The sequence below is a fragment of the Acidovorax sacchari genome, assembly GCF_042847045.1.
Taxonomy (GTDB): Bacteria; Pseudomonadota; Gammaproteobacteria; order Burkholderiales; family Burkholderiaceae_C; genus Paracidovorax; species Paracidovorax sacchari.
On sequence record NZ_AP035783.1, the window covers coordinates 2,634,330 to 2,656,338 of the forward strand.

22 protein-coding genes are annotated in these 22,009 nt (G+C 71.1%); 13 read left to right on the plus strand and 9 right to left on the minus strand.

Features of this window, described 5'->3' with window-relative positions; translation table 11 throughout:
• The first annotated feature begins 165 nt into the window (after window positions 1-165).
• The 7 genes from ACGHC0_RS11925 (at window position 166) to ACGHC0_RS11955 (ending at window position 6,051) form a co-directional block, all read left to right on the plus strand.
• The gene (locus tag ACGHC0_RS11925) at window positions 166-1,155 is read left to right on the plus strand and encodes a sulfonate ABC transporter substrate-binding protein (protein WP_415268304.1); all 990 of its coding nucleotides are present in this window, start codon (window positions 166-168) and stop codon (window positions 1,153-1,155) included.
• Between the two features lie 266 nt (window positions 1,156-1,421).
• Complete coding sequence (gene ssuD / locus ACGHC0_RS11930; RefSeq protein ID WP_415268305.1) at window positions 1,422-2,600, plus strand: FMNH2-dependent alkanesulfonate monooxygenase; 1,179 nt, start codon at window positions 1,422-1,424, stop codon at window positions 2,598-2,600.
• A gap of 25 nt (window positions 2,601-2,625) precedes the next feature.
• Entirely contained in the window at window positions 2,626-3,000 is a 375-nt protein-coding gene (locus tag ACGHC0_RS11935; protein WP_415268306.1) for a VOC family protein, read from the plus strand.
• On the plus strand, window positions 2,997-3,875 hold the full coding sequence (gene ssuC, locus ACGHC0_RS11940) for an aliphatic sulfonate ABC transporter permease SsuC (RefSeq protein WP_415268307.1): 879 nt from the start codon (window positions 2,997-2,999) through the stop codon (window positions 3,873-3,875). Before ACGHC0_RS11935 ends, ssuC begins: the two co-directional genes overlap by 4 nt.
• A 17-nt stretch (window positions 3,876-3,892) precedes the next feature.
• On the plus strand, window positions 3,893-4,711 hold the full coding sequence (locus ACGHC0_RS11945) for an ATP-binding cassette domain-containing protein (RefSeq protein ID WP_415268308.1): 819 nt from the start codon (window positions 3,893-3,895) through the stop codon (window positions 4,709-4,711).
• A gap of 75 nt (window positions 4,712-4,786) precedes the next feature.
• Window positions 4,787-5,002 (plus strand): TOBE domain-containing protein, encoded by a 216-nt coding sequence (locus ACGHC0_RS11950; protein WP_011796117.1) that lies wholly within the window; start codon window positions 4,787-4,789, stop codon window positions 5,000-5,002.
• Between the two features lie 119 nt (window positions 5,003-5,121).
• On the plus strand, window positions 5,122-6,051 hold the full coding sequence (locus ACGHC0_RS11955; RefSeq protein WP_368355406.1) for a CysB family HTH-type transcriptional regulator: 930 nt from the start codon (window positions 5,122-5,124) through the stop codon (window positions 6,049-6,051).
• Between the two features lie 31 nt (window positions 6,052-6,082).
• Here the strand turns inward: ACGHC0_RS11955 and ACGHC0_RS11960 are convergent, their stop codons facing one another.
• Window positions 6,083-6,391, minus strand: coding sequence for a c-type cytochrome (locus tag ACGHC0_RS11960; RefSeq protein WP_415268309.1), 309 nt, complete (start codon window positions 6,389-6,391; stop codon window positions 6,083-6,085).
• Window positions 6,392-6,801: 410 nt separating this feature from the next.
• Here ACGHC0_RS11960 and ACGHC0_RS11965 point away from each other — a divergent pair, with 410 nt between their 5' ends.
• The 3 genes from ACGHC0_RS11965 (at window position 6,802) to alaS (ending at window position 11,901) form a co-directional block, all read left to right on the plus strand.
• Entirely contained in the window at window positions 6,802-7,842 is a 1,041-nt protein-coding gene (locus ACGHC0_RS11965; protein WP_368355408.1) for a hypothetical protein, read from the plus strand.
• A 133-nt stretch (window positions 7,843-7,975) separates the two neighbouring features.
• A complete protein-coding gene (locus ACGHC0_RS11970) occupies window positions 7,976-9,121 on the plus strand; it encodes an ROK family protein (protein WP_368355409.1) in 1,146 nt (381 codons plus the stop codon).
• A 149-nt stretch (window positions 9,122-9,270) separates the two neighbouring features.
• Window positions 9,271-11,901, plus strand: coding sequence for an alanine--tRNA ligase (alaS, locus tag ACGHC0_RS11975; protein WP_368355410.1), 2,631 nt, complete (start codon window positions 9,271-9,273; stop codon window positions 11,899-11,901).
• 105 nt (window positions 11,902-12,006) lie between these two features.
• Here alaS and ACGHC0_RS11980 read toward each other — a convergent pair whose 3' ends face one another.
• The 5 genes from ACGHC0_RS11980 to ACGHC0_RS12000 form a co-directional block, all read right to left on the minus strand.
• Window positions 12,007-13,050 (minus strand): GGDEF domain-containing protein, encoded by a 1,044-nt coding sequence (locus ACGHC0_RS11980; RefSeq protein ID WP_415268310.1) that lies wholly within the window; start codon window positions 13,048-13,050, stop codon window positions 12,007-12,009.
• A gap of 44 nt (window positions 13,051-13,094) precedes the next feature.
• A complete protein-coding gene (gene trmB, locus ACGHC0_RS11985; protein ID WP_415268311.1) occupies window positions 13,095-13,880 on the minus strand; it encodes a tRNA (guanosine(46)-N7)-methyltransferase TrmB in 786 nt (261 codons plus the stop codon).
• Complete coding sequence (gene gluQRS, locus ACGHC0_RS11990; protein WP_415268312.1) at window positions 13,850-14,860, minus strand: tRNA glutamyl-Q(34) synthetase GluQRS; 1,011 nt, start codon at window positions 14,858-14,860, stop codon at window positions 13,850-13,852. The genes trmB and gluQRS overlap by 31 nt, the downstream gene beginning before the upstream one ends.
• A complete protein-coding gene (locus ACGHC0_RS11995; RefSeq protein ID WP_368355414.1) occupies window positions 14,857-15,966 on the minus strand; it encodes an NAD(P)/FAD-dependent oxidoreductase in 1,110 nt (369 codons plus the stop codon). The genes gluQRS and ACGHC0_RS11995 overlap by 4 nt, the downstream gene beginning before the upstream one ends.
• 87 nt (window positions 15,967-16,053) lie before the next feature.
• Window positions 16,054-17,001, minus strand: coding sequence for a LysR family transcriptional regulator (locus ACGHC0_RS12000; RefSeq protein ID WP_368355415.1), 948 nt, complete (start codon window positions 16,999-17,001; stop codon window positions 16,054-16,056).
• Between the two features lie 99 nt (window positions 17,002-17,100).
• On the opposite strand from ACGHC0_RS12000, the gene ACGHC0_RS12005 reads away from it, so the two are divergent.
• From ACGHC0_RS12005 to ACGHC0_RS12015, 3 genes are all read left to right on the plus strand, one after another.
• Window positions 17,101-17,811: a pirin family protein gene (locus tag ACGHC0_RS12005; protein WP_368355416.1), complete on the plus strand. Its 711-nt coding sequence runs from the start codon at window positions 17,101-17,103 to the stop codon at window positions 17,809-17,811.
• Between the two features lie 100 nt (window positions 17,812-17,911).
• Entirely contained in the window at window positions 17,912-18,466 is a 555-nt protein-coding gene (locus tag ACGHC0_RS12010) for a flavodoxin family protein (RefSeq protein WP_107132879.1), read from the plus strand.
• A gap of 104 nt (window positions 18,467-18,570) precedes the next feature.
• The gene (locus ACGHC0_RS12015; RefSeq protein ID WP_415268313.1) at window positions 18,571-19,521 is read left to right on the plus strand and encodes a pirin family protein; all 951 of its coding nucleotides are present in this window, start codon (window positions 18,571-18,573) and stop codon (window positions 19,519-19,521) included.
• A 55-nt stretch (window positions 19,522-19,576) separates the two neighbouring features.
• Here ACGHC0_RS12015 and ACGHC0_RS12020 read toward each other — a convergent pair whose 3' ends face one another.
• Genes ACGHC0_RS12020 through ACGHC0_RS12030 form a run of 3 tightly spaced genes read right to left on the minus strand, consistent with a single transcriptional unit; the run spans window position 19,577 to window position 21,974 of the window.
• The gene (locus tag ACGHC0_RS12020; protein ID WP_415268314.1) at window positions 19,577-20,350 is read right to left on the minus strand and encodes a sulfurtransferase; all 774 of its coding nucleotides are present in this window, start codon (window positions 20,348-20,350) and stop codon (window positions 19,577-19,579) included.
• Between the two features lie 42 nt (window positions 20,351-20,392).
• The gene (locus ACGHC0_RS12025; RefSeq protein WP_019701234.1) at window positions 20,393-21,220 is read right to left on the minus strand and encodes a MinD/ParA family protein; all 828 of its coding nucleotides are present in this window, start codon (window positions 21,218-21,220) and stop codon (window positions 20,393-20,395) included.
• Window positions 21,221-21,230: 10 nt separating this feature from the next.
• Entirely contained in the window at window positions 21,231-21,974 is a 744-nt protein-coding gene (locus ACGHC0_RS12030) for a GGDEF domain-containing protein (protein WP_405045350.1), read from the minus strand.
• Window positions 21,975-22,009: the final 35 nt, after the last annotated feature.

Sequence of the window (22,009 nt, forward strand, 5' to 3'; positions counted from 1 at the left end):
TCCGCGCCGCCGCCGACGCCGCGCGGCCCGCGCGCCGACCTGCTCCACACCCCGTTTGCCTTCCGCCGGCCTTGCCGGCCCGCTGGGCGAGGCCGCCGTGCCCGCCCTTCGGCGGAGCGCTGCCTGCCCGCCACCCCGACATACCGCAGAGATTGGAGTTTTCCCATGGTCCCGCTGTCCGAATCGTCCACGCACACCGCACCATCCACCACCCGCCGCCGCTGGCTGGCTGCGGGCGCGGGCGCTGCCGCTCTCGCAACGCTGCCGGGCTGGGCACAGCCTGCCGGCGCCGCACGCACGCTGCGGGTCGGCCACCAGAAGGGGTGGCTCTCGCTGCTGAAGGCGCGCGGCACCCTGGAAAAGCGCCTCGCCCCCCTGGGCGTGAAGGTGACCTGGACGGAGTTCAACGCCGGCCCGGTGCAGCTGGAGGCACTGAACGTCGGTTCCATCGATTTCGGCGACGTGGGCGAGGCCCCGCCGATCTTCGCCCAGGCCGCGGGCGCGCCGCTCGTGTATGCCGGCGCCACGGTGCCGCGCCCTGCGCTGGAGGCGGTGGTGGTGCCCAAGGGCTCGGCCATCCGCAGCGTGGCCGACCTGAAGGGCAAGCGCGTGGCCTACAACAAGGGCTCCAACGTGCACTACTTCCTGGCGAAACTGCTGGAGAAGAACGGCCTGCAGTACCGCGACGTGCAATCCGTCTTCCTGGCGCCGCCGGACGCGCGCGCCGCGTTCGAGCGCGGCGCCGTGGATGCCTGGGTGATCTGGGACCCGTTCCTCGCGGCGGCGCAGAAGGCGCTGGACGCCCGCATCCTGGCCGACGCCACGGGCGTGGTGAACAACCGGGCCTTCTATTTCACCTCGCGCGACTTCGCCGGCCGCAACGCGGACGTGCTGCGCATCGCGATCGAGGAGGTGGACGGCATCGACCAATGGGTCTCGGGCCACAAGGCCGAAGCCGCGGCGGAACTGTCCCAGGTGCTGGGCCTGGACCGTGCGGTGACCGAGCTCTTCGTCGGCCGCGTGGGTTACGGCACGCGGGCCGTGACCCGCGAGATCCTGGCCGAGCAGCAGGCCATCGCGGACACCTTCTTCGCTCTCAAGCTGATACCCAGGAAGCTCGACGTGCTCCAGGCCGCGCCGGTGGAGTTGCTGTAGCCGGGGTCCGGCCCGTTTGCCCGAAGGAGCACCACCCATGTCCATCCTGCCATCGTCCACGGCCCCCGGGCCGGCAGCGCGGCGCCTGCTGTCGGTGACCGCGCGCGCCTGGGGGCTTCGCCCCACGGTGCGCGTGCCCGGCCCGGCGGTCCCGCATCCGCACCTGGCGCAGCGCGCCGCGCGGCCGCGGTGCCCCCGCCCGCGTCCGGGCCGCGCTTCGCCATTTCCTACTGACCTTCGTTCCCCACTGATCGAGAAAGCCTCCCATGCACGTGTTCTGGTTCATTCCCACCCACGGCGACAGCCGCTACCTCGGGACGTCCGAAGGTGCCCGCGCCGTCAACTACGACTACCTGCGCCAGGTGGCCACGGCCGCCGATACCCTGGGCTACGAAGGGGTGCTGATCCCCACGGGCCGCTCCTGCGAGGACCCCTGGGTGGTCGCCTCGGCACTCGCGCCGGTGACGCAGCGCCTGAAGTTCCTGGTGGCGGTGCGCCCCGGCCTGCACCAGCCGGCCCTGGCCGCGCGCATGGCCGCGACCTTCGATCGCCTGTCGGGCGGGCGCCTGCTGATCAACCTCGTGACGGGGGGCGACCGCACGGAGCTGGAGGGCGACGGCGTCTTCCTGGACCATGCCCAGCGGTATGCGCAGTCCGAGGAGTTCATCCGCATCTGGCGCGAGATCCTGTCGCGCAGCCATGAGGGCGGGACGTTCGACTACGAGGGAGAGCACCTGTCGGTGAAGGGGGCCAAGCTGCTCTATCCGCCGGTGCAGAAGCCCTATCCGCCGGTGTACTTCGGCGGCTCGTCCGAGGCGGCGCACGACCTCGCGGCGGAGCAGGTCGATACCTACCTCACCTGGGGCGAGCCGCCGGCCGCGGTCGCGCAGAAGGTGGCCGACGTCCGCGCCCGCGCCGCGAAACGGGGCCGCACGGTGCGCTTCGGCATCCGGCTGCACGTGATTGTGCGCGAGACCGATGCGGCCGCATGGGCAGCGGCGGAGGAACTGATCAGCCGCGTGCAGGACGAGACCGTGGCCCAGGCGCAGGCGGTGTTCTCGCGCATGGATTCCGAAGGGCAGCGCCGCATGGCCGCGCTGCACGCCGGGGGCACCCGCCGCTCCCGCGCGGACCTGGAGATCAGCCCCAACCTCTGGGCCGGCGTGGGCCTGGTGCGCGGCGGCGCGGGCACGGCGCTGGTGGGCGATCCGCAGACCGTGGCCGCGCGCATGCAGGAGTACGCGGACCTGGGCATCGACACCTTCGTGCTGTCCGGCTACCCGCACCTGGAAGAGGCCTACCGCTTCGCGGAACTGGTGTTCCCGCTGCTGCCGGCCGAAGTGCGCGAGCGCATCGGCGGCAGTGGCCGCGCGGCGGGCCCCCTGACCGGCCCTTTCGGCGAAATCGTGGGCAACCAGTACGTGCCGCGCGCGGCGCAGAGCTGAGCGGCCCGCCCAACAGGAGATTCCCATGGCCATCCATTCCATCAACCACGTGCAACTGCCGTTTCCCGCGGGCGAGGAGGGCGCCATGCGCGCCTTCTACGCCGGCCTGCTCGGCCTGGCCGAGGTGCGGTATCCGGCCGAGAACGCCCTGCATTTCGCGGCTGGCCCGCAGCGCATCGCCCTGGTGCCCACCACGCGCTGGCAACCGGTGCCCGCTGCGGCGCACCTGGCGTTCGAAGTGGACAACCTGCCCGAACTCCGCGGCCGCCTGCTGCGGGCCGAACTTCCCCTGGTCGAAAACCGGGCGCTTCCGGGCTACCTGCGCTTCTACGTGAAGGACCCTGCGGGCAACCAGCTCGAGTTCCTGGAGCCGGACGCGGAGGCGGGAGCGCTCGTATGACGGGCCCCGCCATTTCCCCCGCGGTGCGCGAACTGCAGGTGTCCGCCGCCACCGACACCCCCGAGGAACCCGGCACGGGCCTGCCCGCGCCCGTGCGGCAGTGGGCCGCCGCGGTGGGGCAGCGCCTGCTGCCCTGGCTGGTGCCGGTGGCGCTGATCGCGGTCTGGCAGGTGGCCGCGGCCCAGGGGTGGCTGTCCAGCCGCGTGCTGCCGGCGCCGTCCGACGTGCTCAAGGCCGCCTGGCAACTCGGCGAATCCGGCGAGCTGTGGACCCATGTGAAGGTGAGCGCGGGCCGCGCGCTGGCAGGGCTGGCGATCGGCGGCGGCCTGGGCCTGCTGCTCGGGCTGCTCACCGGCTCGCTGCGCTGGGCGGAGACGCTGCTGGATTCCACCGTGCAGATGGTGCGCAACATACCCGCGCTGGCGCTCATCCCGCTGGTGATCCTCTGGTTCGGCATCGACGAATCGGCCAAGGTGTTCCTGATCGCGGTGTCGGTGTTCTTTCCGATCTACCTCAATACCTTCCACGGCATCCGCAACGTCGACCCGGGCCTGATCGAGATGGGCCGCACCTACGGGCTCTCGCGCTGGCAGCTCTACCGCGAGGTGATCCTGCCCGGCGCGATGTCCTCCATCCTCGTGGGCCTGCGCTTTTCGCTGGGGCTCATGTGGGTGATCCTGATCGTGGCGGAAACCATCTCGGCGCAGGCCGGCATCGGTTACCTCACGATGAACGCGCGCGAGTTCCTGCAGACCGACGTGGTGCTCGTGGGCATCCTGCTCTATGCGTTGCTGGGCAAGCTGGCGGACGTGTTCGCGCGCGGCCTGGAGCACTGGTGGCTGCGGTGGCATCCTGGCTACCAGGCCAAGGCATGAACGAAGGAGACGGCACCATGTCCGCCCCCCATACCGCTTCCTCCCCCGCGCCCGGCCTGCGCCTGCAGGCGCGCCGGCTGACCAAGCGCTACGGCACGCGCGACGTGCTGCGCGAGGCGCAGCTCACGATCGAGCCCGGCGAGTTCGTCGCCATCGTCGGCCGCAGCGGCTGCGGCAAGAGCACGCTGCTGCGGCTCGTCGCCGGCCTGGAGACCGCCAGCGCAGGAACGCTGGAGATCGACGGCAGGCCCGTCGATGGACTGCACGGCGGCACCCGCATCATGTTCCAGGAGGCCCGCCTGCTGCCCTGGCGGCGCGTGCTGGACAACGTCACCCTCGGCCTGCCCGCGGGTTCGCAGGAGCGCGGCCGCGAGGTGCTCGCCCAGGTGGGCCTGGCCGACCGCGCCGGCGAGTGGCCGGCGCGCCTGTCCGGCGGCCAGCGCCAGCGCGTGGCCCTGGCCCGCGCGCTGGTCCACCAGCCGCGCCTGCTGCTGCTGGACGAGCCCCTGGGCGCGCTGGACGCGCTCACGCGCATCGAGATGCAGCGCCTCATCGAAGGGCTGTGGCTGCGCCACCGCTTCACCGCACTGCTGGTCACGCACGACGTGCAGGAGGCCGTGGCCCTGGCCGACCGCGTGGTGCTCATCGAGGACGGCCGCATCGCGCTGGACGAGCGCATCCCGCTCGCGCGCCCCCGGTCGCACGGCGACGCGGCGTTCGCCGCCCTCGAGAAACGCATCCTCGACCGGGTGCTGCAGAAGCCCGCGGCCGAACCCTCCCACGGCGACGGTGCGTGGCCGGGCGTTCCGGCGCATGGCCTGCGCTGGGCGATCTGAGCCGCCCCGCCGCCATCCCCGTCCCCCTTTCGCTGCTTCCCTCTTCACTTTCCAACCACCACAGGAGTCCATCCCATGTCCATCCAGGCCATCAACGTGCGCAACCAGTTCAAGGGCAAGGTCCGCGAGATCATCCGCGGCGACGTCGTCTCGGAGGTCGATGTCGAAACGCCCTGGGGCATCGTCACTTCCGTCATCACCACCCGCTCGGTGGACGACCTCGGCCTGCAGGTCGGCTCCGACGTGGTGGCGCTGGTGAAATCGACCGAAGTGTCCATCGCCAAGCTCTGACGTGCAGCGGCGGGGGGCAGCGCGCCGCTGCCGGCCCCTGCCGCGCGCGCATTGCTCCCCACGCGTTGATCCCCTACGCGTTGATCGGCCGCATAACAACAGGAAAGCCCGGCGAATCCATGAATTTCCAGCAACTGCGTTCCGTGCGCGAGGCCGTGCGCACGGGTTTCAACCTCACCGACGTGGCCCGCATCCTCCACACGTCCCAGCCCGGCGTGAGCCGGCAGATCCGCGAACTGGAGGAGGAACTGGGCCTGGAAATCTTCGTGCGCGCGGGCAAGCGCCTCACGGGGCTGACCCCGCCGGGATCCACGCTGCTGCCCATCGTCGAGCGGCTGCTGCTGGAGGCGGAAAACCTGCAGCGCGCCGGGCACGATTTCCGCGCCAGCGGGGAAGGGCGCCTGTCCATCGCCGCCACCCACTCCCAGGCACGGTACGCCCTGCCGCAGGTGGTGCGCGATTTCCGGGCGCTGTTCCCGCACGTCTCGCTGCACCTGCACCAGGGCTCGCCCCGGCAGGTGGCCGAGATGCTGCTCTCGGGCGAGGCCGATATCGGCGTCGCCACGGAGGCGCTGGCGGGTTATGGCGAACTGGTCACGCTGCCCTGCTACCGCTGGTCCCACAGCATCGTGGTGCCGCCCGGGCATCCGTTGCTCGACCTGCCCGAGCCGCCCACCCTGCGGCAGCTGGCGCGCTTTCCCATCATCACCTACGAGCTGGGCTACACCGGCCGCGCCCATATCGACGAGGCCTTCGCCCGCGAAGGCCTGCAGCCGGACGTGGTGCTCACCGCCATGGACGCGGACGTGATCAAGACCTATGTGGAACTGGACATGGGCGTGGGCATCGTCGCCTCCATCGCGCTGGACCCGGAGCGCGACCGCCACCTGCGCATGATCGATGCGCGCCATCTCTTCGAGGTCAACCTCACCCGCCTGGGACTTCGGCGCGGCAGCTGGCTGCGCGGCTACGCCTACCGCTTCATCGAGGCCTTCGTGCCCACCCTCACGCGCGACGCGGTGGACGAGGCGCTGCGCGCCGAACGCTGACCGGGGATCGCTGCGGCGCCACCTGCCGCCCCTAACTTTTGCGTTGGGCGAGGATCCACCGGGCCAGGGTCCGCGCCTCTTCCTCCCCGATGCGCGGGTGCCGCGGCATGAGCGCGCGGCCCCATTCGCCCGCGCCGCCGTTGCGGATCTTGCCGGCAAGGTAGGTTTCGGCATTCCTGTCGGCGCGGTAGCGTTCGGCGATCTCCGCGAACCCGGGGCCCACATAGGTACGCACCAGGGCATGGCAGCGCATGCAGCCGTGCTCGCGCACGAGGTCGCCGGCATCCGCCCGGGCAGGTGCCGGCACGGCCGTGGCCAGGCAGAGGGCGGCCGCGGCCAAGGCCCGCGCAGTGCAGGGGAGGGCGGTGGATGGCGGGGGCATCGTATCGACGGAAGCGCTGGGGCGGGCGGGGGGCCGGGAAGGGCAAGGCGCCGAGTATGCCGCCATCGGCGGCCTGCGCCTGGGATGCATGGCATGCCCGCCAGGCTCCGGCATTTTCGGTCCGCGCATAAGCAAGCGCGATCTGGTCGCTTGGCCCTGCCGGCGTGCAGCCCTACATTGGATCCATCGCAGTGCCGCGCAGGGCCTTCCGGCCCCCGGCCTCCGGTTTGTCAGTAGGGGGTCTCCTTTCACAGCCCGCATCGCGCGGGCTTTTTTTTGGCCGTTGACCCACCCACGCAGCGCCGCATGCGCCGCGTACACTTTCCTCCAGGCGCCGCGCCGTCCCCGCGCCCAACGGAGTCCCATCGATGAGAACTGGAACATGGCCCTGTCTCGTGGCGGCATGCCTGGCCGTGTGGATGGCACACGCCGCCGCACAGCCTTCCGATTGCACCGTGGCGGCCGGCCCCGCGTGCTACCAGCGTTTCGAGCCGCCCGGGGCCGGAGGAACGCTGAACTACTACGCATCGCTGGCGCCCGGCGAGGGCGCGGCGCCGACGCAGGCGCTCATTGGCCTGCACGGCCACCCGCGCGATGCCGGCAAGACCTTCGGCGCCGCGCTGCGGGCCGTGCGCGATGCCGGCGCGCTGCGTGACACCCTGGTGGTGGCGCCCGTGTTCCAGGTCGCGGCGGACCAGGCCGCCCGGTGCAGCTCCCCGGGCGTCCCCGCCGCGCAGGCCGGTGACCTGCTGTGGAGCTGCAGTTCCTGGATCGAGGGCGGGCCATCGGCCAATGGCGCACGCGTCTCCTCGTTCGCGGCGATGGACGCGCTGGTGGCCGAACTCGTGCGGCGCTGGCCCGGGCTGCGCACCGTCACCGTCGCGGGCTTTTCCGCCGGCGGGCAGATGGTGCAGCACTACATCGGCTTCGCGAACCCGGCCCCGGCCGGCACGTCATCGGCCTCTGCCTCCGCCGTCGCCCTGCGCTACGTGGTGGCGGACCCCGGCACCTGGCTGTACTTCGACGCCTGGCGCCCCCATCCGCCTGCCGACGGCACCTGCCCGGGCGTGAACCGCTGGAAGTACGGCACCGACGGCCTGCCTGCCAGCCTGGGGCGCAGCGCCGCCCAGGCGCGCGAGCACTACGCCGCCGCCGATGTCCACTACCTCGAAGGGGCGCTGGACAGCAGCGACGCCAGGGGCACTTACTACGGCATCCTCGACAAGTCGTGCGCGGCCATGGCCCAGGGGCCGTACCGCCTGCAGCGCGGCCTGGCCTACGCGGAGTACGACCGGACGCTGCTGGCGCCCGGCCGGCGGCGCGAGGTGGTCGTGGTGCCCGGCTGCGCCCACGACGTGGCGTGCGTGTTCCCGTCGGAGGCGGCGCGCGCGGTACTGCTGGGCCGCTGACCGCCGTCTGCCGCCCCTGCTACCTCCTGTCGCGCGGTTTGGCGGTGTTGGCTGACGCGGCCGCCCCGTCCGGCGGGGCAACATCGGGGCAGGGCCTGCGACGCGGGCCCACTCCCTCCCTACGAACACGACCATGGCATCCAAAGAGAAGGAAGAAGCGCCCGTGTCCGCTGCCGCGGCCGAGCGCGAGGAAAAAGCCCGGCTCGCCCTGTGCGCGGCGGGCCCGCACGGCGACATGGAGCTGGCGTCCGTCACCATCGACGACTACAGCCTCGAATTGCGCGACGGTGACGGCTTCGCGGGCGACAACGCCAGCCGTACCGCGTTCCGGCACATGCTGGATGCCTGGCGCACCCTCTACACCGACATGGCCGGCAAGGATCCGCTGGGCGACAAGCCCACGCGCGAGATCAGCAAGCAGCGTCTGGACGAGATGCTCGCCAAGGACGGCGTGGCGGCCCGGGCGATCGAGGCCGCCTCGGAAGACTATGCGCAGCAGTTCGCCCACGTGGTCCTGCGCTTCCTGCAGCACAAGACCTGGAAGGGCGTGGAGCGCGTGATCGTGGGGGGCGGCTTCCACCAGAGCGAGGTGGGCGAGCGTGCCATCGCCCGCGCGGCCGGCCTCGTCGCGGAGGAGCTCCAGCGCAAGAAGAAGGACCCGGTGGAACTGCGCCTGCTGCACCACCATGCCGACGAGGGCGGCTTGATCGGCTGGGTGCACCTGGCGCCGCCCGCGCTGCTGCAGAGCTACGACGCGATCCTGGCGGTGGACATCGGCGGCACCAACGTGCGCTGCGGCATCGTGCAGACCCACCTGCACTCCGCGCCCGACATGTCCAGGGCCGAGGTGCTGCGCCGCGAGAAATGGGGCCATGCGGACGACGCTCCGCGCCGCGACGAACTCGTGGACGGCATCGCCGGCATCCTGGAGGACCTGGTCGAGCATGCCCGGAAGAAGGAACTGAGCCTCGCGCCCTTCGTGGGCGTCGCCTGCCCGGGCCTGGTCTGCGAGGACGGCTCGCTCGCCGGCGGCACGCAGAACCTGCCGGGCAACTGGGAGAGCATCCGTTTCCACCTGCCGCGCGACCTGTGCGAGCGCCTGCCGGCCATCAACGGCGGCCGCATCCAGGTCTGCCTGCACAACGACGCCGTGGTGCAGGGCCTCTCGGAACTGCCCTTCACCCAGGACGTGGAGCGCTGGGCCGTGCTCACCGTGGGCACGGGCCTGGGCAACGCGAGCTACACCAACCGCACCCCGCACAAGCGCGCCCGGCGGTGAGCGGCCCCGCGCGGGGCAGGGGCGGCCCCCGCGGCGCGGCGAACGGCGGGTCCGGCTCGATAGAATCGGGGGTTACGCTTTCATAACATCCCGCGGCTGCGCCCATCGCAGCGCGCTCCACGCACTCGAGGCTCGCAGCCCTTTCGCCCATGACGAAACCGACCCCGCCGTCGTCCGTTGCCGACATCCGCAAGAGTTTTCTGGACTTCTTCGCCTCCAAGGGCCACACCGTGGTGCCGTCCAGCCCGCTGGTGCCGGGCAACGACCCCACGCTGATGTTCACCAACTCCGGCATGGTGCAGTTCAAGGACGTGTTCCTAGGCACCGACAAGCGCCCCTACGTGCGCGCCACGTCCGTGCAGGCCTGCCTGCGCGCGGGCGGCAAGCACAACGACCTGGAGAACGTCGGCTACACCGCGCGCCACCACACCTTCTTCGAGATGCTGGGCAACTGGTCCTTCGGCGACTACTTCAAGCGCGAGTCGCTGAAGTGGGCCTGGGAGCTGCTCACCGAGGTCTATGGCCTGCCGAAGGAGCGCCTGCTGGCCACCGTGTATGCCGAGGACGACGAGGCCTACGACATCTGGACGAAGGAGATCGGCCTGCCGCCCGAGCGCGTGATCCGCATCGGCGACAACAAGGGCGGCCGCTACAAGTCCGACAACTTCTGGATGATGGCCGACACCGGCCCCTGCGGCCCGTGCTCCGAGATCTTCTACGACCACGGCCCCCACATCCCCGGCGGCCCCCCGGGCAGCCCCGATGAGGACGGCGACCGCTTCATCGAGATCTGGAACAACGTGTTCATGCAGTTCGACATGGCGGAAGACGGCTCCGTCACGCCGTTGCCCGCGCCCTGCGTCGATACCGGCATGGGCCTGGAGCGCCTCGCGGCCATCCTGCAGCACGTGCACAGCAACTACGAGATCGACCTGTTCGCCGCGCTCATCCAGGCGGCCGCGCGCGAGACCGGCACCGCCGATCTCTCCAACCCGTCGCTCAAGGTGATCGCCGACCACATCCGCGCCACCGCGTTCCTCGTGAGCGACGGCGTGATCCCCAGCAACGAAGGCCGCGGCTACGTGCAGCGCCGCATCGTGCGCCGCGCCATCCGCCACGGCTACAAGCTCGGCCGCAAGACGCCGTTCTTCCACAAGCTCGTGAAGGACCTCGTGGCCCAGATGGGCGACGCCTATCCGAAGCTGCGCGAGCAGGAGCAGCGCATCACCGAGGTGCTCAAGGCCGAGGAAGAGCGCTTCTTCGAGACGCTCGCCAACGGCATGGACATCCTCGACGCGGCTCTGGGCGGCGGCGCGAAGGTGCTGCCCGGCGACGTGGCCTTCAAGCTGCACGACACCTACGGCTTCCCGCTCGACCTGACCAACGATGTCTGCCGCGAGCGCGGCGTGACGGTGGACGAGGACGGCTTCAAGGCCGCCATGGACCGCCAGAAGGCCCAGGCGCGTGCCGCCGGCAAGTTCAAGATGGACAAGGCGCTCGACTACGCAGGCGAGGCCAACCGCTTCAGCGGCTACGACGGCCTGACCGAAAGCGCCAGGATCGTGGCGATCTATGTGGACGGCACGAGCGCCCAGGCGCTGGAGGCCGGCCAGAACGGCGTGGTGGTGCTCGACAACACCCCGTTCTACGCCGAGAGCGGCGGCCAGGTGGGCGATCAGGGCGTGATCCACGCCGGTGGCGCGCGCTTCGCCGTGGACGACACGCTCAAGATCCGCGCCGACGTCTATGGCCACCACGGCCGCCTGGAGTCCGGCACGCTGCGCGTGGGCGATGCCGTGCAGGCCGAGGTCGATGCCGCGCTGCGCGCCGCGACCATGCGCAACCATTCGGTCACGCACATCATGCACAAGGCCCTGCGCGAAGTGCTGGGCAGCCACGTGCAGCAGAAGGGCTCGCTGGTGAATGCCGAGCGCACGCGCTTCGACTTCGCGCACAACGCGCCGGTCACCGACGCGCAGATCCGCGAGATCGAACGCCGCGTGAACGAGGAGATCCTCGCCAACACCCCGACCGGCGCCCGCGTGATGGACATCGAATCCGCCCAGAAGACCGGCGCGATGATGCTGTTCGGCGAGAAGTACGGCGAGACCGTGCGCGTGCTGGACATCGGCACCAGCCGCGAGCTGTGCGGCGGCACGCACGTCGCCCGCACGGGCGACATCGGCCTGTTCAAGGTGGTGGGTGAGAGCGGCGTGGCCGCGGGCGTGCGCCGCATCGAGGCGGTGACGGGCGCGGGTGCGCTGGCCTACCTGCAGCAACTCGAGGACACGGTCGCCAAGGCGGCGGGCGCGCTGCGTGCGCCGGCTGCGGAGATCACGGGCCGCATCGGCCAGGCGCTGGACCAGGTCAAGGCGCTGGAGCGCGAAGTGGCGGCCCTCAAGGGCAGGCTGGCGTCCAGCCAGGGCGACGAACTGGCCGGCCAGGCGGTGGACGTGAAGGGCCTGAAGGTGCTGGCAGCCACGCTGCCGGGCGCGGATGCGAAGACCCTGCGCGACACCATGGACAAGCTCAAGGACAAGCTCAAGAGCGCGGCCATCGTGCTCGCGGCAGTGGACGGCGCCAAGGTGCAGATCGCGGCGGGCGTCACGCCGGACGCGATGGCGAAGGTGAAGGCCGGCGAACTGGTGAACTTCGTCGCCAGCCAGGTGGGCGGCAAGGGCGGCGGCAAGCCCGACATGGCGATGGCCGGCGGCACGGATGCCGCGGCGCTGCCCGCGGCGCTGGCCTCCGTGGCCGCCTGGGTGGGCGAACGGGCCTGACCGGGCCGTGCCCCAAGCAAAAGGCCCGCTTGCGCGGGCCTTTTGCATTTCAGGGGCACCAGGAGTGCTGCGCGGCACTGGCCGGCGAGTGGCCAGCCGGCCCGGTCAGAAGAGCTCGACGTCGTCGTTCGCGACCTTGGCGTGCAGATGGCCCTCGCGCACCAGGTCGTCGTAGTAGCACACGCGGTTGCGGCCATGTTCCTTGGCGTAGTAGAGCGCCTGGTCCGCCTGGCCCAGGATCTCCACGGGCGCGCCGCGCTCCGTGCTGGCGAAGCCCAGGCTCACCGTGACGCGGCCCACCTGCGGGAAATCGTATTCCTGCACGGCGGTGCGGAACCGGTTGAAGGCCTTGTGGGCGGTGGCGAGCGTCGTCGAGCGCAGCAGGACCACGAACTCCTCCCCGCCGAAGCGGAAGATGCGGTCGTGCCCGCGGAAGGAGTTGCGCAGGATGTTGGCGATGAGGATCAGCACCTCGTCGCCGTACAGGTGCCCGAAGCGGTCGTTGACCTGCTTGAAGTGGTCGATGTCCACCACGGCCAGCCAGTGCTGCAGCGGCTCGCTGCGCGGCTGGGGCGCATCGGCCGCATCGGTGACCGCATCGGCCACCGCACCGCTGGGCACGCCGGCGCGACGTGCGAACTGCTCGTCGAAGGTCTTGCGGTTGAAGAGGCCGGTGAGCGCGTCGCGCTCGCTGTAGTCCAGCAGGCTCTGGTAGTTCTGGTAGACGAAGAAGACGCTCTGGATCACGTCGAGCTTGTGGGCCGAGAAGGGCCTCGACTGCGTGACCTCGATGCAGGCATGGACCTTGTCGTGCAGCCATACCGGCAGCCACAGCATGTGCTCGCCGCGCCGCACGGACTGCAGCACGTGCGGCCGGCGCTGCGCGATGCATTCGTGCAGCGCCGGGAACGCCGACAGGGGCTCGCGGCGCGGATCGACCGGGGCTTCCCAGTCGCTGGTGACCATCTGCCCGTCCTTGTGCCAGGTGCGCGGCCGCACGTAGGCCTCGCTGCCCGACTGGAAGATCTCCAGCGCCCGCACCGCCTTGATGGAAGGGAGCTTGTGCAGGGTGGACAGCACCGACACTTCCAGCCGCAAATGATCGCGATGGCCGGTCATTTCGACCAGGTTGTCGAGGATGGGCTTCATGGGTGCGGTGCTGGGCGTTGCGAGAGTGCGGGGCGCGCTGCCTGTCAGGCCGCGCGCCGAAAGAGGATATCCCATACGCCGTGGCCCAGGCGCAGGCCCCGGTTCTCGAACTTGGTGAGCGGGCGGTAGTCGGGCTGCGGCGCATAGCCGTCGGCGGTGTTGGCCAGCAGCGGCTCGGCCGAGAGCACCTCCAGCATCTGCTCCGCATAGGGCTGCCAGTCGGTCGCGCAGTGCAGGTAGCCTCCGGGCTTCAGCCGCCGGGCGAGCTTGGCCACCAGCGGTGGCTGGACCAGCCGCCGCTTGTTGTGGCGCTTCTTGTGCCAGGGGTCCGGGAAGAAGATGTGCACGCCGTCGAGGGCGCCTTCCGGCAGCATGTGGTCGATCACCTCCACGGCGTCGTGCTGCAGGATGCGGATGTTGGTGAGGCCCTGCTCGCCGATGCGCTTGAGCAGCGCGCCCACGCCGGGCTCGTGCACCTCGCAGCAGAGGAAATTGTCCTGTGGCCGCACGCCGGCGATATGCGCCGTGGCCTCGCCCATGCCGAAACCGATCTCCAGGATGAGCGGCGCGGCGCGGCCGAAGGCTGCTTCGGCATCGAGCGGCTCGGGGGCGTAGTCGAGAACGAATTGCGAGCCGAAGGTTTCCAGGGCCTTGGCCTGTCCGGTCGTGGTGCGCCCGGCGCGGCGGACATAGCTTTTGATCGCCTTGGGGAATGCAACGTCCGCGGGCGGGGAACCGTTGCCGGCAGGCGCGGGCGAAAGGGCGAGGCCGGTATCGGCCGGGGTGGGATGCGTAACTGTCACGATGGCCGATTGTAGATTCGCGACCATGCCTGCGCCCACCAAGCCAGCGCCTCGCCGACGGTGGTGTCGTGCGGATGCTGCAAAGCCGGCAGCCCCAGCGTGCAGGCCGCGGCCCCTAGCGCCTCCAGGGGATGGGCGGTGTCCACCGCCGGCGCGCCGTGCTGCTTGGACAGCTTCTCTCCATCCGGCGCACGCACGAGCGGCGTATGCAAATAGGCCGGGGCGCGGATGCCCAGCGCATGCTGCAGCAGCAGTTGCCGCGGCGTGTTGTCCAGGAGGTCCTCTCCGCGGACCACATGTGTCACTCCCTGGTCGGCATCGTCCACCACCACCGCGAGCTGGTAGGCCCAGAGGCCGTCCGCCCGGCGCAGAACGAAATCGCCCACGGCTTCCGCCACGTCCTGCCGGCGCGCTCCCAGGCGCCGGTCGGTCCAGGCCACGCCACCGGCATCGATGGCAGGGCAGTCCGGTGCTCGTGCGGCACCCGCTGCCGGCGCAAGTTCTTTCTGGTATTCCGTTGTCCGGAATCGCCAGGATCGCGGAGGCCGTCCGCCCAGTCCGGCGCGGCAGGTGCCCGGGTAGGGCAGTTCCGAATGGCGGTCACGCGCCCCGTGCGCGTGGCGATGGGCGCGTTCGATGTCCGCGCGCGTGCAGGCACAGGGGTAGGCCAGCCCCGCGCCCACCAGGCGCTGCAGCTGTTCCGCATAGCGTGCGTGGCGACCCGACTGCCACCAGACCGTCCCGTCCGGCACGAGTCCGCAGTCCGCCAGCTGCCGCAGGATCGTCTCCGCCGCGCCGGGCTGGCAGCGGGGCGTGTCCACATCCTCGATGCGCACCAGCCAGGTGCCGCCGCGGCCCCCGTCCGCGGAGCGCGCGTCCAGCCAGCTCGCCAGCGCGGCCACCAGCGAGCCCGCATGCAGGGGGCCGGTGGGCGAGGGCGCGAAACGGCCGACATAGCGTCGGCCCGCGGCGGTTGCTTGCGTGGACGCGGCCGGGAAGACGCTCATGCCACCGCGAGCGCGAGTTCGAGCCCCGCGACGAAGGCATCCTCGACCCGGTGGCCCAGGCACCAGTCGCCCGCCAGCCCGATGCCGGCAGCGGTGTCCCACAGGTGGCTGCGCCCCAGCGGCCGAGTCGTCTGCGCGTCGGGCCAGAACAGCACTTCCGCATGCGTGGGCGTGGCGCGCAGGCCCGTCACTTCCGCGAACGCCTTGAGCAGCTTGGCCTGCACGCGGGCGGGCGTGTCGTCCCGGTGCTCGGACGACCATGCGGGGCTGGCCTGCACCGTCCAGCGTTCCACCGAGGCGCGTCCCGGCTTCGACGATTCGCGTGCCACCCACGCGATGCGGTGGTGCGTGCTGCGCGCGGCGTTCCATTGCGGGCCCAGCGTGGTGAGGCCGGGCTGTACCGCGTGGGGGTAGGCCACCATCAGCGTCCAGCAGGGGGCCACCTCGACCGACTGCAACTGCTGCGCGAACGCCGGGGCGATGCCCGAGGTTTCCAGCAGGGCGCGGGCCTGCGCCGCCGGAACGAGCAGCAGCACTGCATCGAAGCCGGCATGGACCTGCTGCGCCCCGTCCTGCGAGCGGGTCTTCAGTTGCCAGTGGCCCGGCTGCAGGGGGTCGGGGCCGATGCTGAACACCCGCGCGTCCGCCAGCAGGCGGCCGGCCTGCGCCAGCGGCCCGGCCCACGCGGCCAGCAGGGACTGCATGCCCGGTGTGGCCACCCAGTGCGGCTCGCGCGGCGGCGGTGCGGCGGCGGCCGTGCGGCCCGCGGCGTCCAGCACCTTGACGGTGGTCGCGCTCCAGGGGCGGCACAGCCCGGGCACGGTTTCCAGGGCGCGGGCGAAGCGCGCATCGCGCACCGTGAAGTACTGGGCGCCGGCATCGAATCCTCCGAACGGCGACTCCACCGTCGCCATCCGGCCGCCTGGCTGGGGGGCCTGCTCGAAGACGACCGGCGCATGTCCGGCCTGCGCCAGCGTGCGCGCGCAGGCGATGCCGGCCATCCCCGCGCCGACCACGGCGATGCGCCGGGCGGACGGCGGCTGCCCGCCGGGGCCGGCGGGAGCGCCGCGGGAAGGAGTGCGGGAACGGGAGCGGGAAGAGGTCATGGTCCGGCCTTTCATGGATGCATGGGTGCGAGACGCCGCGGCGGGCGCGGATGGATCCACTCTACACGGCGCCTGCGGCGGCGCGGCTCAGAATGGGTGGTGGTTTTCCAGCAGCGCCGCGCGGGTGGCGGGGCTCTCGAGTTGCTGCAGCCACCATGTCAGAGCGCGGCCCGGCGGGGCGTGCCCGGGGCCGCCCCAGGCATAGTGCAGGCGCACGCGGCGCGCGGGCCGCGCGACCTCGCGGACCACCAGCCGCCCGGCCTCGACGTAGGGCCGCACCATGGGCTCGGGAAGAAACCCGGCGCCCAGCCCGCGCAGCTGGGCCTGCAGCTTGGTCTGCATGCTGTCCACCGTGAACACGTCCTGCCCGCCCAGCAGGCCCATGGTCACGCCGCCATGCTGCGCCGAATCGGCCACGGCGATGGCCCGGTGCTGGCGCAGCACCGTGTCGGTGAGCGGGCCGGGCGCGGAGGCGAGCGGATGGTGCGGCGCCACGGTGAAGAGGAACAGCAGGTCGCCGATCACCTGGCCCTGCACGCCGGAGGCATTGGAGGCGTTCACCGCCACGCCCAGCGCGAGATCTGCCCGGCCGGAGGTCAGCGCCTCGAGCGTGCCCGTGAGAATGTCGTCGCGCAGCTTGAGCCGGGTCGGCGGCGACTGCGCATAGAAGGCCTCCACGAGTTCCAGCAGGGTGGTGGGGGAAATCACGCCGTCCACCGCGATGGTGAGCTGGGGCTCCCACCCGGTCGCCACCCGTCGCACGCGATGCGCGACGGCCTCGACCTCCTCGAGCAGGCGGGCACCCTCGCGCAGCAGTTCGCTGCCCGCCTCGGTGGGCCGTGCCTGGCGGGCGCTGCGGTCGAACAGCAGCACGTCCAGCGCCTCCTCGATCTGCCGCACCCGGTAGGTGAGCGCACTCGGCACCACGCCGAGTTGCCGCGCCGCCGCGGCGAAGCTGCCGGTTTCCGCGATCACCTGCAGCATGGCCAGGCTGTCGGGCGTGAGGGCGTCGCGGGCGGGAGGAGGAACGGTCATCGGGGAAGGCTTCAAAGGTTTTGAATGATGCCTTCAATCGCACTGCGCCCGCAAGCCGCGTCCCGCTCCTAAAGTGCCAGCACTGTCCGAAACCCGCCCATGCTGACCGTCCGCAAATCGTGCGACCGGGGCCACGCCGACCACGGCTGGCTGCGATCGCTCCACAGCTTCTCCTTCGCCGGCTACCACGACCCCCGCTATATGGGTTTCGGCAACCTGCACGCGCTGAACGAGGAATGGATCGCCCCTGGCGCCGGGCTGGGCCTGCACGGCCACCGCGACATGGAAATCCTCAGCTACGTGCTGTCCGGTCGGCTGGGCAGCCGGGACTGCAGCGGCCGGGTGCAATCGGTCGCCGCGGGCCGTGTGCAGCGCATGGCGGGAGGCGAGGGCGCCACCCATGCCGAATTCAACCCGCTGCCCGACCAGCCCGCGCACTACCTGCAGATATGGATCGCGCCGCAGGCACCGGGCAAGGCGCGGGAATACGCGCAGGTACCCGGCCCCGCGGACCGCGGGAGCGGCCGGCTGCATCTGCTGGCGGCGCCGCAGGCCCGGCCCGGCGTGCTGTACCTGCAGGCCGATGCCTGCGTCTACGCGGGCCTGTTCGACGGCGGGGGCGGCGACGAACTGCCGCTGGATCCCGCCCGCAAATGCTACGTGCACCTGCTGCGCGGCAGGCTGCAGGCCAATGGCAGCCCGCTGGCCGCGGGCGATGCCGCCTTCGTCGAGCGCGAGCGCCGGCTGGCCCTGGAGCAGGGCTGCGGCGCCGAGGTGCTGGTGTTCGATCTCACGGCCCGGGAACGCTGATGCGGTCCGGGCGCGGCATGGACACCGCATATTCCAGTCCCCCGGGCGTGGCCGGCATCGCCGGCCCCGTCCACCCTTCCCACCACTAGGAGTCATTTCCATGGCAAAGATCGCAGTCGTCTTCCATTCCGGCTACGGCCACACCCAGCGCCTGGCCCAGGCCGTCGCCGAGGGCGCCGGCGCCCAGCTCATCGCCATCGATGCGGACGGCAACCTGCCCGAGGGCGGCTGGGAGACCCTCGCCGAAGCCGACGGCATCATCTTCGGAACCCCGACGTACATGGGCAGCCCCAGCTGGCAGTTCAAGAAGTTCGCGGATGCCTCCTCCAAGGCCTGGTTCGGCCGCGCATGGCAGGACAAGGTGTTCGGCGGCTTCACCAACAGCGCCAGCCTGAACGGCGACAAGCAGGTGACCCTGATCGCGCTGCAGACGCTGGCCTCGCAGCACGGCGGCATCTGGGTGAGCCTGGGCATGCTGCCGGCCAACAGCAAGGCGGCCTCGCGCAACGACCCCAACAACCTGGGGGGCTCCGTGGGCATGCTGGCGCAGTCGCCGTCGGACGCGAGCGTGCAGGAAATGCTGCCCGGCGACCTGGAAACCGGCCGCGCCTATGGGGCGCGCGTCGCCCGCATCGCGCAGCAGCTGCGCGGCTGACCGCGCCGGCGCCCTGCGGGTGCCCGGAGGCAATGCGGCGCGTGGCTTTTTCCGTGCTGGCGGGTTACGCTGGCGCCGCCCCTGTTCCCGAAAGGACTCTGCCCGTGGATACGAATGTGCCTCATCCTCCGTCGTCCGGCGATGCAACGCCGCCGTTCCTGCTGCTCGGCGGCCATGCCAAGGACCTGGGCGGCGGCTTCGTGGTGCGGCGGCTGCTGCCCTCGCTGCAGCGCCGTTCCATCGGCCCGTTCGTGTTCTTCGACCATTTCGGCCCGGTCACGGTCGAGCCCTCGTCCGAATACGACGTGCGGCCGCATCCGCACATCGGGCTGGCCACGGTCACGTACCTGTTCGAAGGGGCGATCACGCACCGCGACAGCCTCGGCTCCGTGTGCGAGATCGCTCCTGGCGCCATCAACTGGATGACCGCGGGCCGCGGCATCGTGCATTCCGAGCGGCGCCCGGAGCGGCTGCGCAGCGCGGCCTATGTGAACCACGGACTGCAGCTGTGGGCGGCGCTGCCCGAGGCGCATGCCGAGGTGGAACCCTCGTTCGTCCACACGGCCGCGGAGGCCATCCCGGAGATCCACGATGGCCAGGGCGTGCGCGTACGTGTGCTGGTCGGCAGCGCCTTCGGGGCCACGTCGCCCGTCGCCACCCTTGCGCCCACCCTCTATCTCGACATCCTCCTGCCGGCGGGTGCCGAACTGCTGCTGCCGCCGCTGGCCGAGGAAATGGCGGTCTATGCTGTGGAGGGCGCCTGCCGGCTGGAAGATGGCGAGGGGCGCCCGGCCGACCTGCCGGCGGGCATGCTCGCCATTGCGCAGGCCCCCGGCCCGGTACGGCTGCAGGAGGCCACGGGCAGCGGGCCTGCGCGCTGCGTGGTCATCGGCGGCGCGCCGCTCGACGGCCCGCGGCACATCTGGTGGAATTTCGTGTCCTCGCGCAAGGAGCGCATCGTCCAGGCGGCCGACGACTGGGACGCCATGCGCATGGGCACGGTACCGGGCGATCACGAACGCATTCCGCTGCCGGAGCGGCACTTCAAGCGCTGACTTTCGCGCGCTGGCCCGGCTGCAGGCAGGGCCAGCGCCGCGTGCCTGCTGCGGCCTATGCGGCGGCCGGCCCGTCCACAGGGCCCGAACCGGATTCCGACAGGTCGGGCGCCAGCACTTCGCGCTCGTCGAAGACGAAGCACCCGCCCCGGTAGTGGGCCCCGTCGGTCTGCTCGAAGTATTTCAGGATGCCGCCCTCGAGCTGGTACACGTGCCCGATGCCCTCCTCGCGCATGAGGATGGCCGCCTTCTCGCAGCGGATGCCTCCGGTGCAGAAGCTCACCACCGTCTTGCCTTCCAGCTCCGCCTTGCGGGCGCGCAGCGCGGGCGGGAATTCGGTGAACTTCGCGATCCGCCAGTCGATGGCGCCCTCGAAGGTGCCGTGATCCACCTCGAAGGCATTGCGGGTGTCCAGTGTCACCACGGGGCGGCCCGTGTCGTCGTGGCCCTGCGCGAGCCAGCGCCGCAGCGTGGGCGCATCCACGGAGGGCGCGCGCCCTTCGGCGGGCCGGATGGCGGGGTGGTCCATGCGGATGATCTCGCGCTTGACCTTCACCAGCATCTTGCGGAAAGGCTGGGACGCCGACCAGCTCTCCTTCGGTTCCAGCGCGGCGAAACGCGCATCCGTGTCCCTCAGCCACTGCACGAAGCCCCGCACGGCGGGCGCCGGCCCGGCCAGGAACATGTTGATGCCTTCTTCCGCCAGCAGGATGGTGCCCTTGAGGCCGTCTTCCATGCACCGCGCATGCAGGCGGTCGCGCAGCTGCCCGGCATCGGGCAGCGGAACGAACAGATAGCAGGAGATGTTGAGAACGTCGTCGTGGTGCATCGCGATGGAGGTGCCGGGCAGGCGTGCCGCCTGCCGGCCCCTTCAGGCCGCCGGCGTGAGCAGCGTGGAATCGATCTTGTTGGCCAGCTGCGCGATGGCCAGGGCGGCAGGGCAGCCGGGCATCTGCATCAGCAGCAGCTGGCGCCGCATGACGGCATCGCGCACGGCGGTGTCGGCCGGAATGTCGCCCAGGTGCAGCAGGCGCATCGGACGGCCCGAATCCGTGCTGACGAAGCGGTCCAGGACCTGCTGGAGCTGGCCGGTGATCGCCCGGCCATCACCCGGCCGTGCAGCCTGGTTCACGATCAGGCGCACGTACTGGCGCTTCTGCTGCGTCGCCAGCACCTTGATCGCCGCATACGCGTCCGTCAGGGAGGTGGGCTCGGGCGTGGCCACGATGAGCACCTCCGAGGCGAGCGAGACGGAGAACAGCACCACGTCGGAGATGCCGGCGCCGGTATCGAGCAGCAGCACGTCGTAGCGCGGCGCGAGCGTCTGGATGACGTTGAGGAATTCGCTGCGCACCTCGGGGGTGAGCCGCGAATACTCGACCATGCCCGACCCGGCGAGCACGACGGAAAACCCGCCGGGCGCCTCGATCACGGCATCGTCCAGTTCCGCCTTGCCGACGAAGACGTCGTGCAGCGTGACCTTGGGATGCAGGTTCAGGACCACGTCCAGGTTCGCGAGGCCGAGATCCGCGTCGAGAACGAGCACGCGGTAGCCGCGCCGCGTCAGGGCCGCGGCGAGGTTGGCGGAAACGAAGGTCTTGCCCACGCCTCCCTTGCCGCTGGTGATGGCAATGATGCGGGCGCCGGCTGGCGCCTGGGGCGCAGCGGGCGTGGTGCGGGGTGACAGCGCGTCGGTCATCTCTTTGCTTTCAATAGGCGCTGCCTGTGGAATCCAAGGGCGGGGGAAGGTCGCCCCAACCCGAGGGAGTGTACAGCGGGCCGAAAAGCAGGCTCTTCTCTTCGGCGGTCACCGTGCTGTCCGGCTGTTCTTCGATGCTGACCCGGTTGCGTCCCGCCAGCTTGGCCTTGTAGAGCTGGCTGTCGGCGCGCTCCGTCCACAGCAGCGTGGTGCTGCGGATCCACTGGAGCGCGAAGGCGCCGCCGATGCTCACGGTGACGTTGAGTTCGACCGTCGGCGAGATGCGGACCGGCGTGCGCTCCACCGCGCGGCGGATGCGCTCGGCCACCACCTTGCCGAAGCCGGCCTGGCAGGCGGGCAGGACTACGGCGAATTCCTCGCCGCCGTAGCGCGAGAGGGTGTCCATGGGCCGGACGCAGCGGCTCAGCGTGCGCGCGATCGACTGCAGGACGATGTCGCCGGCCATGTGGCCGTGGGTGTCGTTGACCCGCTTGAAGTTGTCGATGTCGAGCATCAGCAGCAGCGCCGCCTCGCCCGCGCGCGTGACGCGGTCGATCTCGCGCTCGAGCACGGTCCGGAAATGCCGCCGGTTGGCCAGGCCCGTGAGCGGGTCCTTCAGCGACAGTTCGCAGAGGCCGTCGATCAGGCCCTGCAGGTACTGCCGGGGCGATTCCCTGGGGATGGCGGCTTCGGAGCCCAGTGCCTGCGCGACCAGGGCGTGCGCCGTCGTCAGGCGCAGGTCGCGCAGGTCCACAAGTGGGGGGGTCGCAGATTCAGACACAAAATGCA

What these genes read in the sequence shown, in the direction of transcription:
- ACGHC0_RS11925 (WP_415268304.1), top strand. Translation starts at nt 166, where the DNA reads ATGGTCCCGCTGTCCGAATCGTCCACGCACACCGCACCATCCACCACC.
- ssuD (WP_415268305.1), top strand. Translation starts at nt 1,422, where the DNA reads ATGCACGTGTTCTGGTTCATTCCCACCCACGGCGACAGCCGCTACCTC.
- ACGHC0_RS11935 (WP_415268306.1), top strand. Translation starts at nt 2,626, where the DNA reads ATGGCCATCCATTCCATCAACCACGTGCAACTGCCGTTTCCCGCGGGC.
- ssuC (WP_415268307.1), top strand. Translation starts at nt 2,997, where the DNA reads ATGACGGGCCCCGCCATTTCCCCCGCGGTGCGCGAACTGCAGGTGTCC.
- ACGHC0_RS11945 (WP_415268308.1), top strand. Translation starts at nt 3,893, where the DNA reads ATGTCCGCCCCCCATACCGCTTCCTCCCCCGCGCCCGGCCTGCGCCTG.
- ACGHC0_RS11950 (WP_011796117.1), top strand. Translation starts at nt 4,787, where the DNA reads ATGTCCATCCAGGCCATCAACGTGCGCAACCAGTTCAAGGGCAAGGTC.
- ACGHC0_RS11955 (WP_368355406.1), top strand. Translation starts at nt 5,122, where the DNA reads ATGAATTTCCAGCAACTGCGTTCCGTGCGCGAGGCCGTGCGCACGGGT.
- ACGHC0_RS11965 (WP_368355408.1), top strand. Translation starts at nt 6,802, where the DNA reads ATGAGAACTGGAACATGGCCCTGTCTCGTGGCGGCATGCCTGGCCGTG.
- ACGHC0_RS11970 (WP_368355409.1), top strand. Translation starts at nt 7,976, where the DNA reads ATGGCATCCAAAGAGAAGGAAGAAGCGCCCGTGTCCGCTGCCGCGGCC.
- alaS (WP_368355410.1), top strand. Translation starts at nt 9,271, where the DNA reads ATGACGAAACCGACCCCGCCGTCGTCCGTTGCCGACATCCGCAAGAGT.
- ACGHC0_RS11980 (WP_415268310.1), bottom strand. Translation starts at nt 13,050, where the DNA reads ATGAAGCCCATCCTCGACAACCTGGTCGAAATGACCGGCCATCGCGAT.
- trmB (WP_415268311.1), bottom strand. Translation starts at nt 13,880, where the DNA reads ATGGTCGCGAATCTACAATCGGCCATCGTGACAGTTACGCATCCCACC.
- gluQRS (WP_415268312.1), bottom strand. Translation starts at nt 14,860, where the DNA reads ATGAGCGTCTTCCCGGCCGCGTCCACGCAAGCAACCGCCGCGGGCCGA.
- ACGHC0_RS11995 (WP_368355414.1), bottom strand. Translation starts at nt 15,966, where the DNA reads ATGACCTCTTCCCGCTCCCGTTCCCGCACTCCTTCCCGCGGCGCTCCC.
- ACGHC0_RS12000 (WP_368355415.1), bottom strand. Translation starts at nt 17,001, where the DNA reads ATGACCGTTCCTCCTCCCGCCCGCGACGCCCTCACGCCCGACAGCCTG.
- ACGHC0_RS12005 (WP_368355416.1), top strand. Translation starts at nt 17,101, where the DNA reads ATGCTGACCGTCCGCAAATCGTGCGACCGGGGCCACGCCGACCACGGC.
- ACGHC0_RS12010 (WP_107132879.1), top strand. Translation starts at nt 17,912, where the DNA reads ATGGCAAAGATCGCAGTCGTCTTCCATTCCGGCTACGGCCACACCCAG.
- ACGHC0_RS12020 (WP_415268314.1), bottom strand. Translation starts at nt 20,350, where the DNA reads ATGCACCACGACGACGTTCTCAACATCTCCTGCTATCTGTTCGTTCCG.
- ACGHC0_RS12025 (WP_019701234.1), bottom strand. Translation starts at nt 21,220, where the DNA reads ATGACCGACGCGCTGTCACCCCGCACCACGCCCGCTGCGCCCCAGGCG.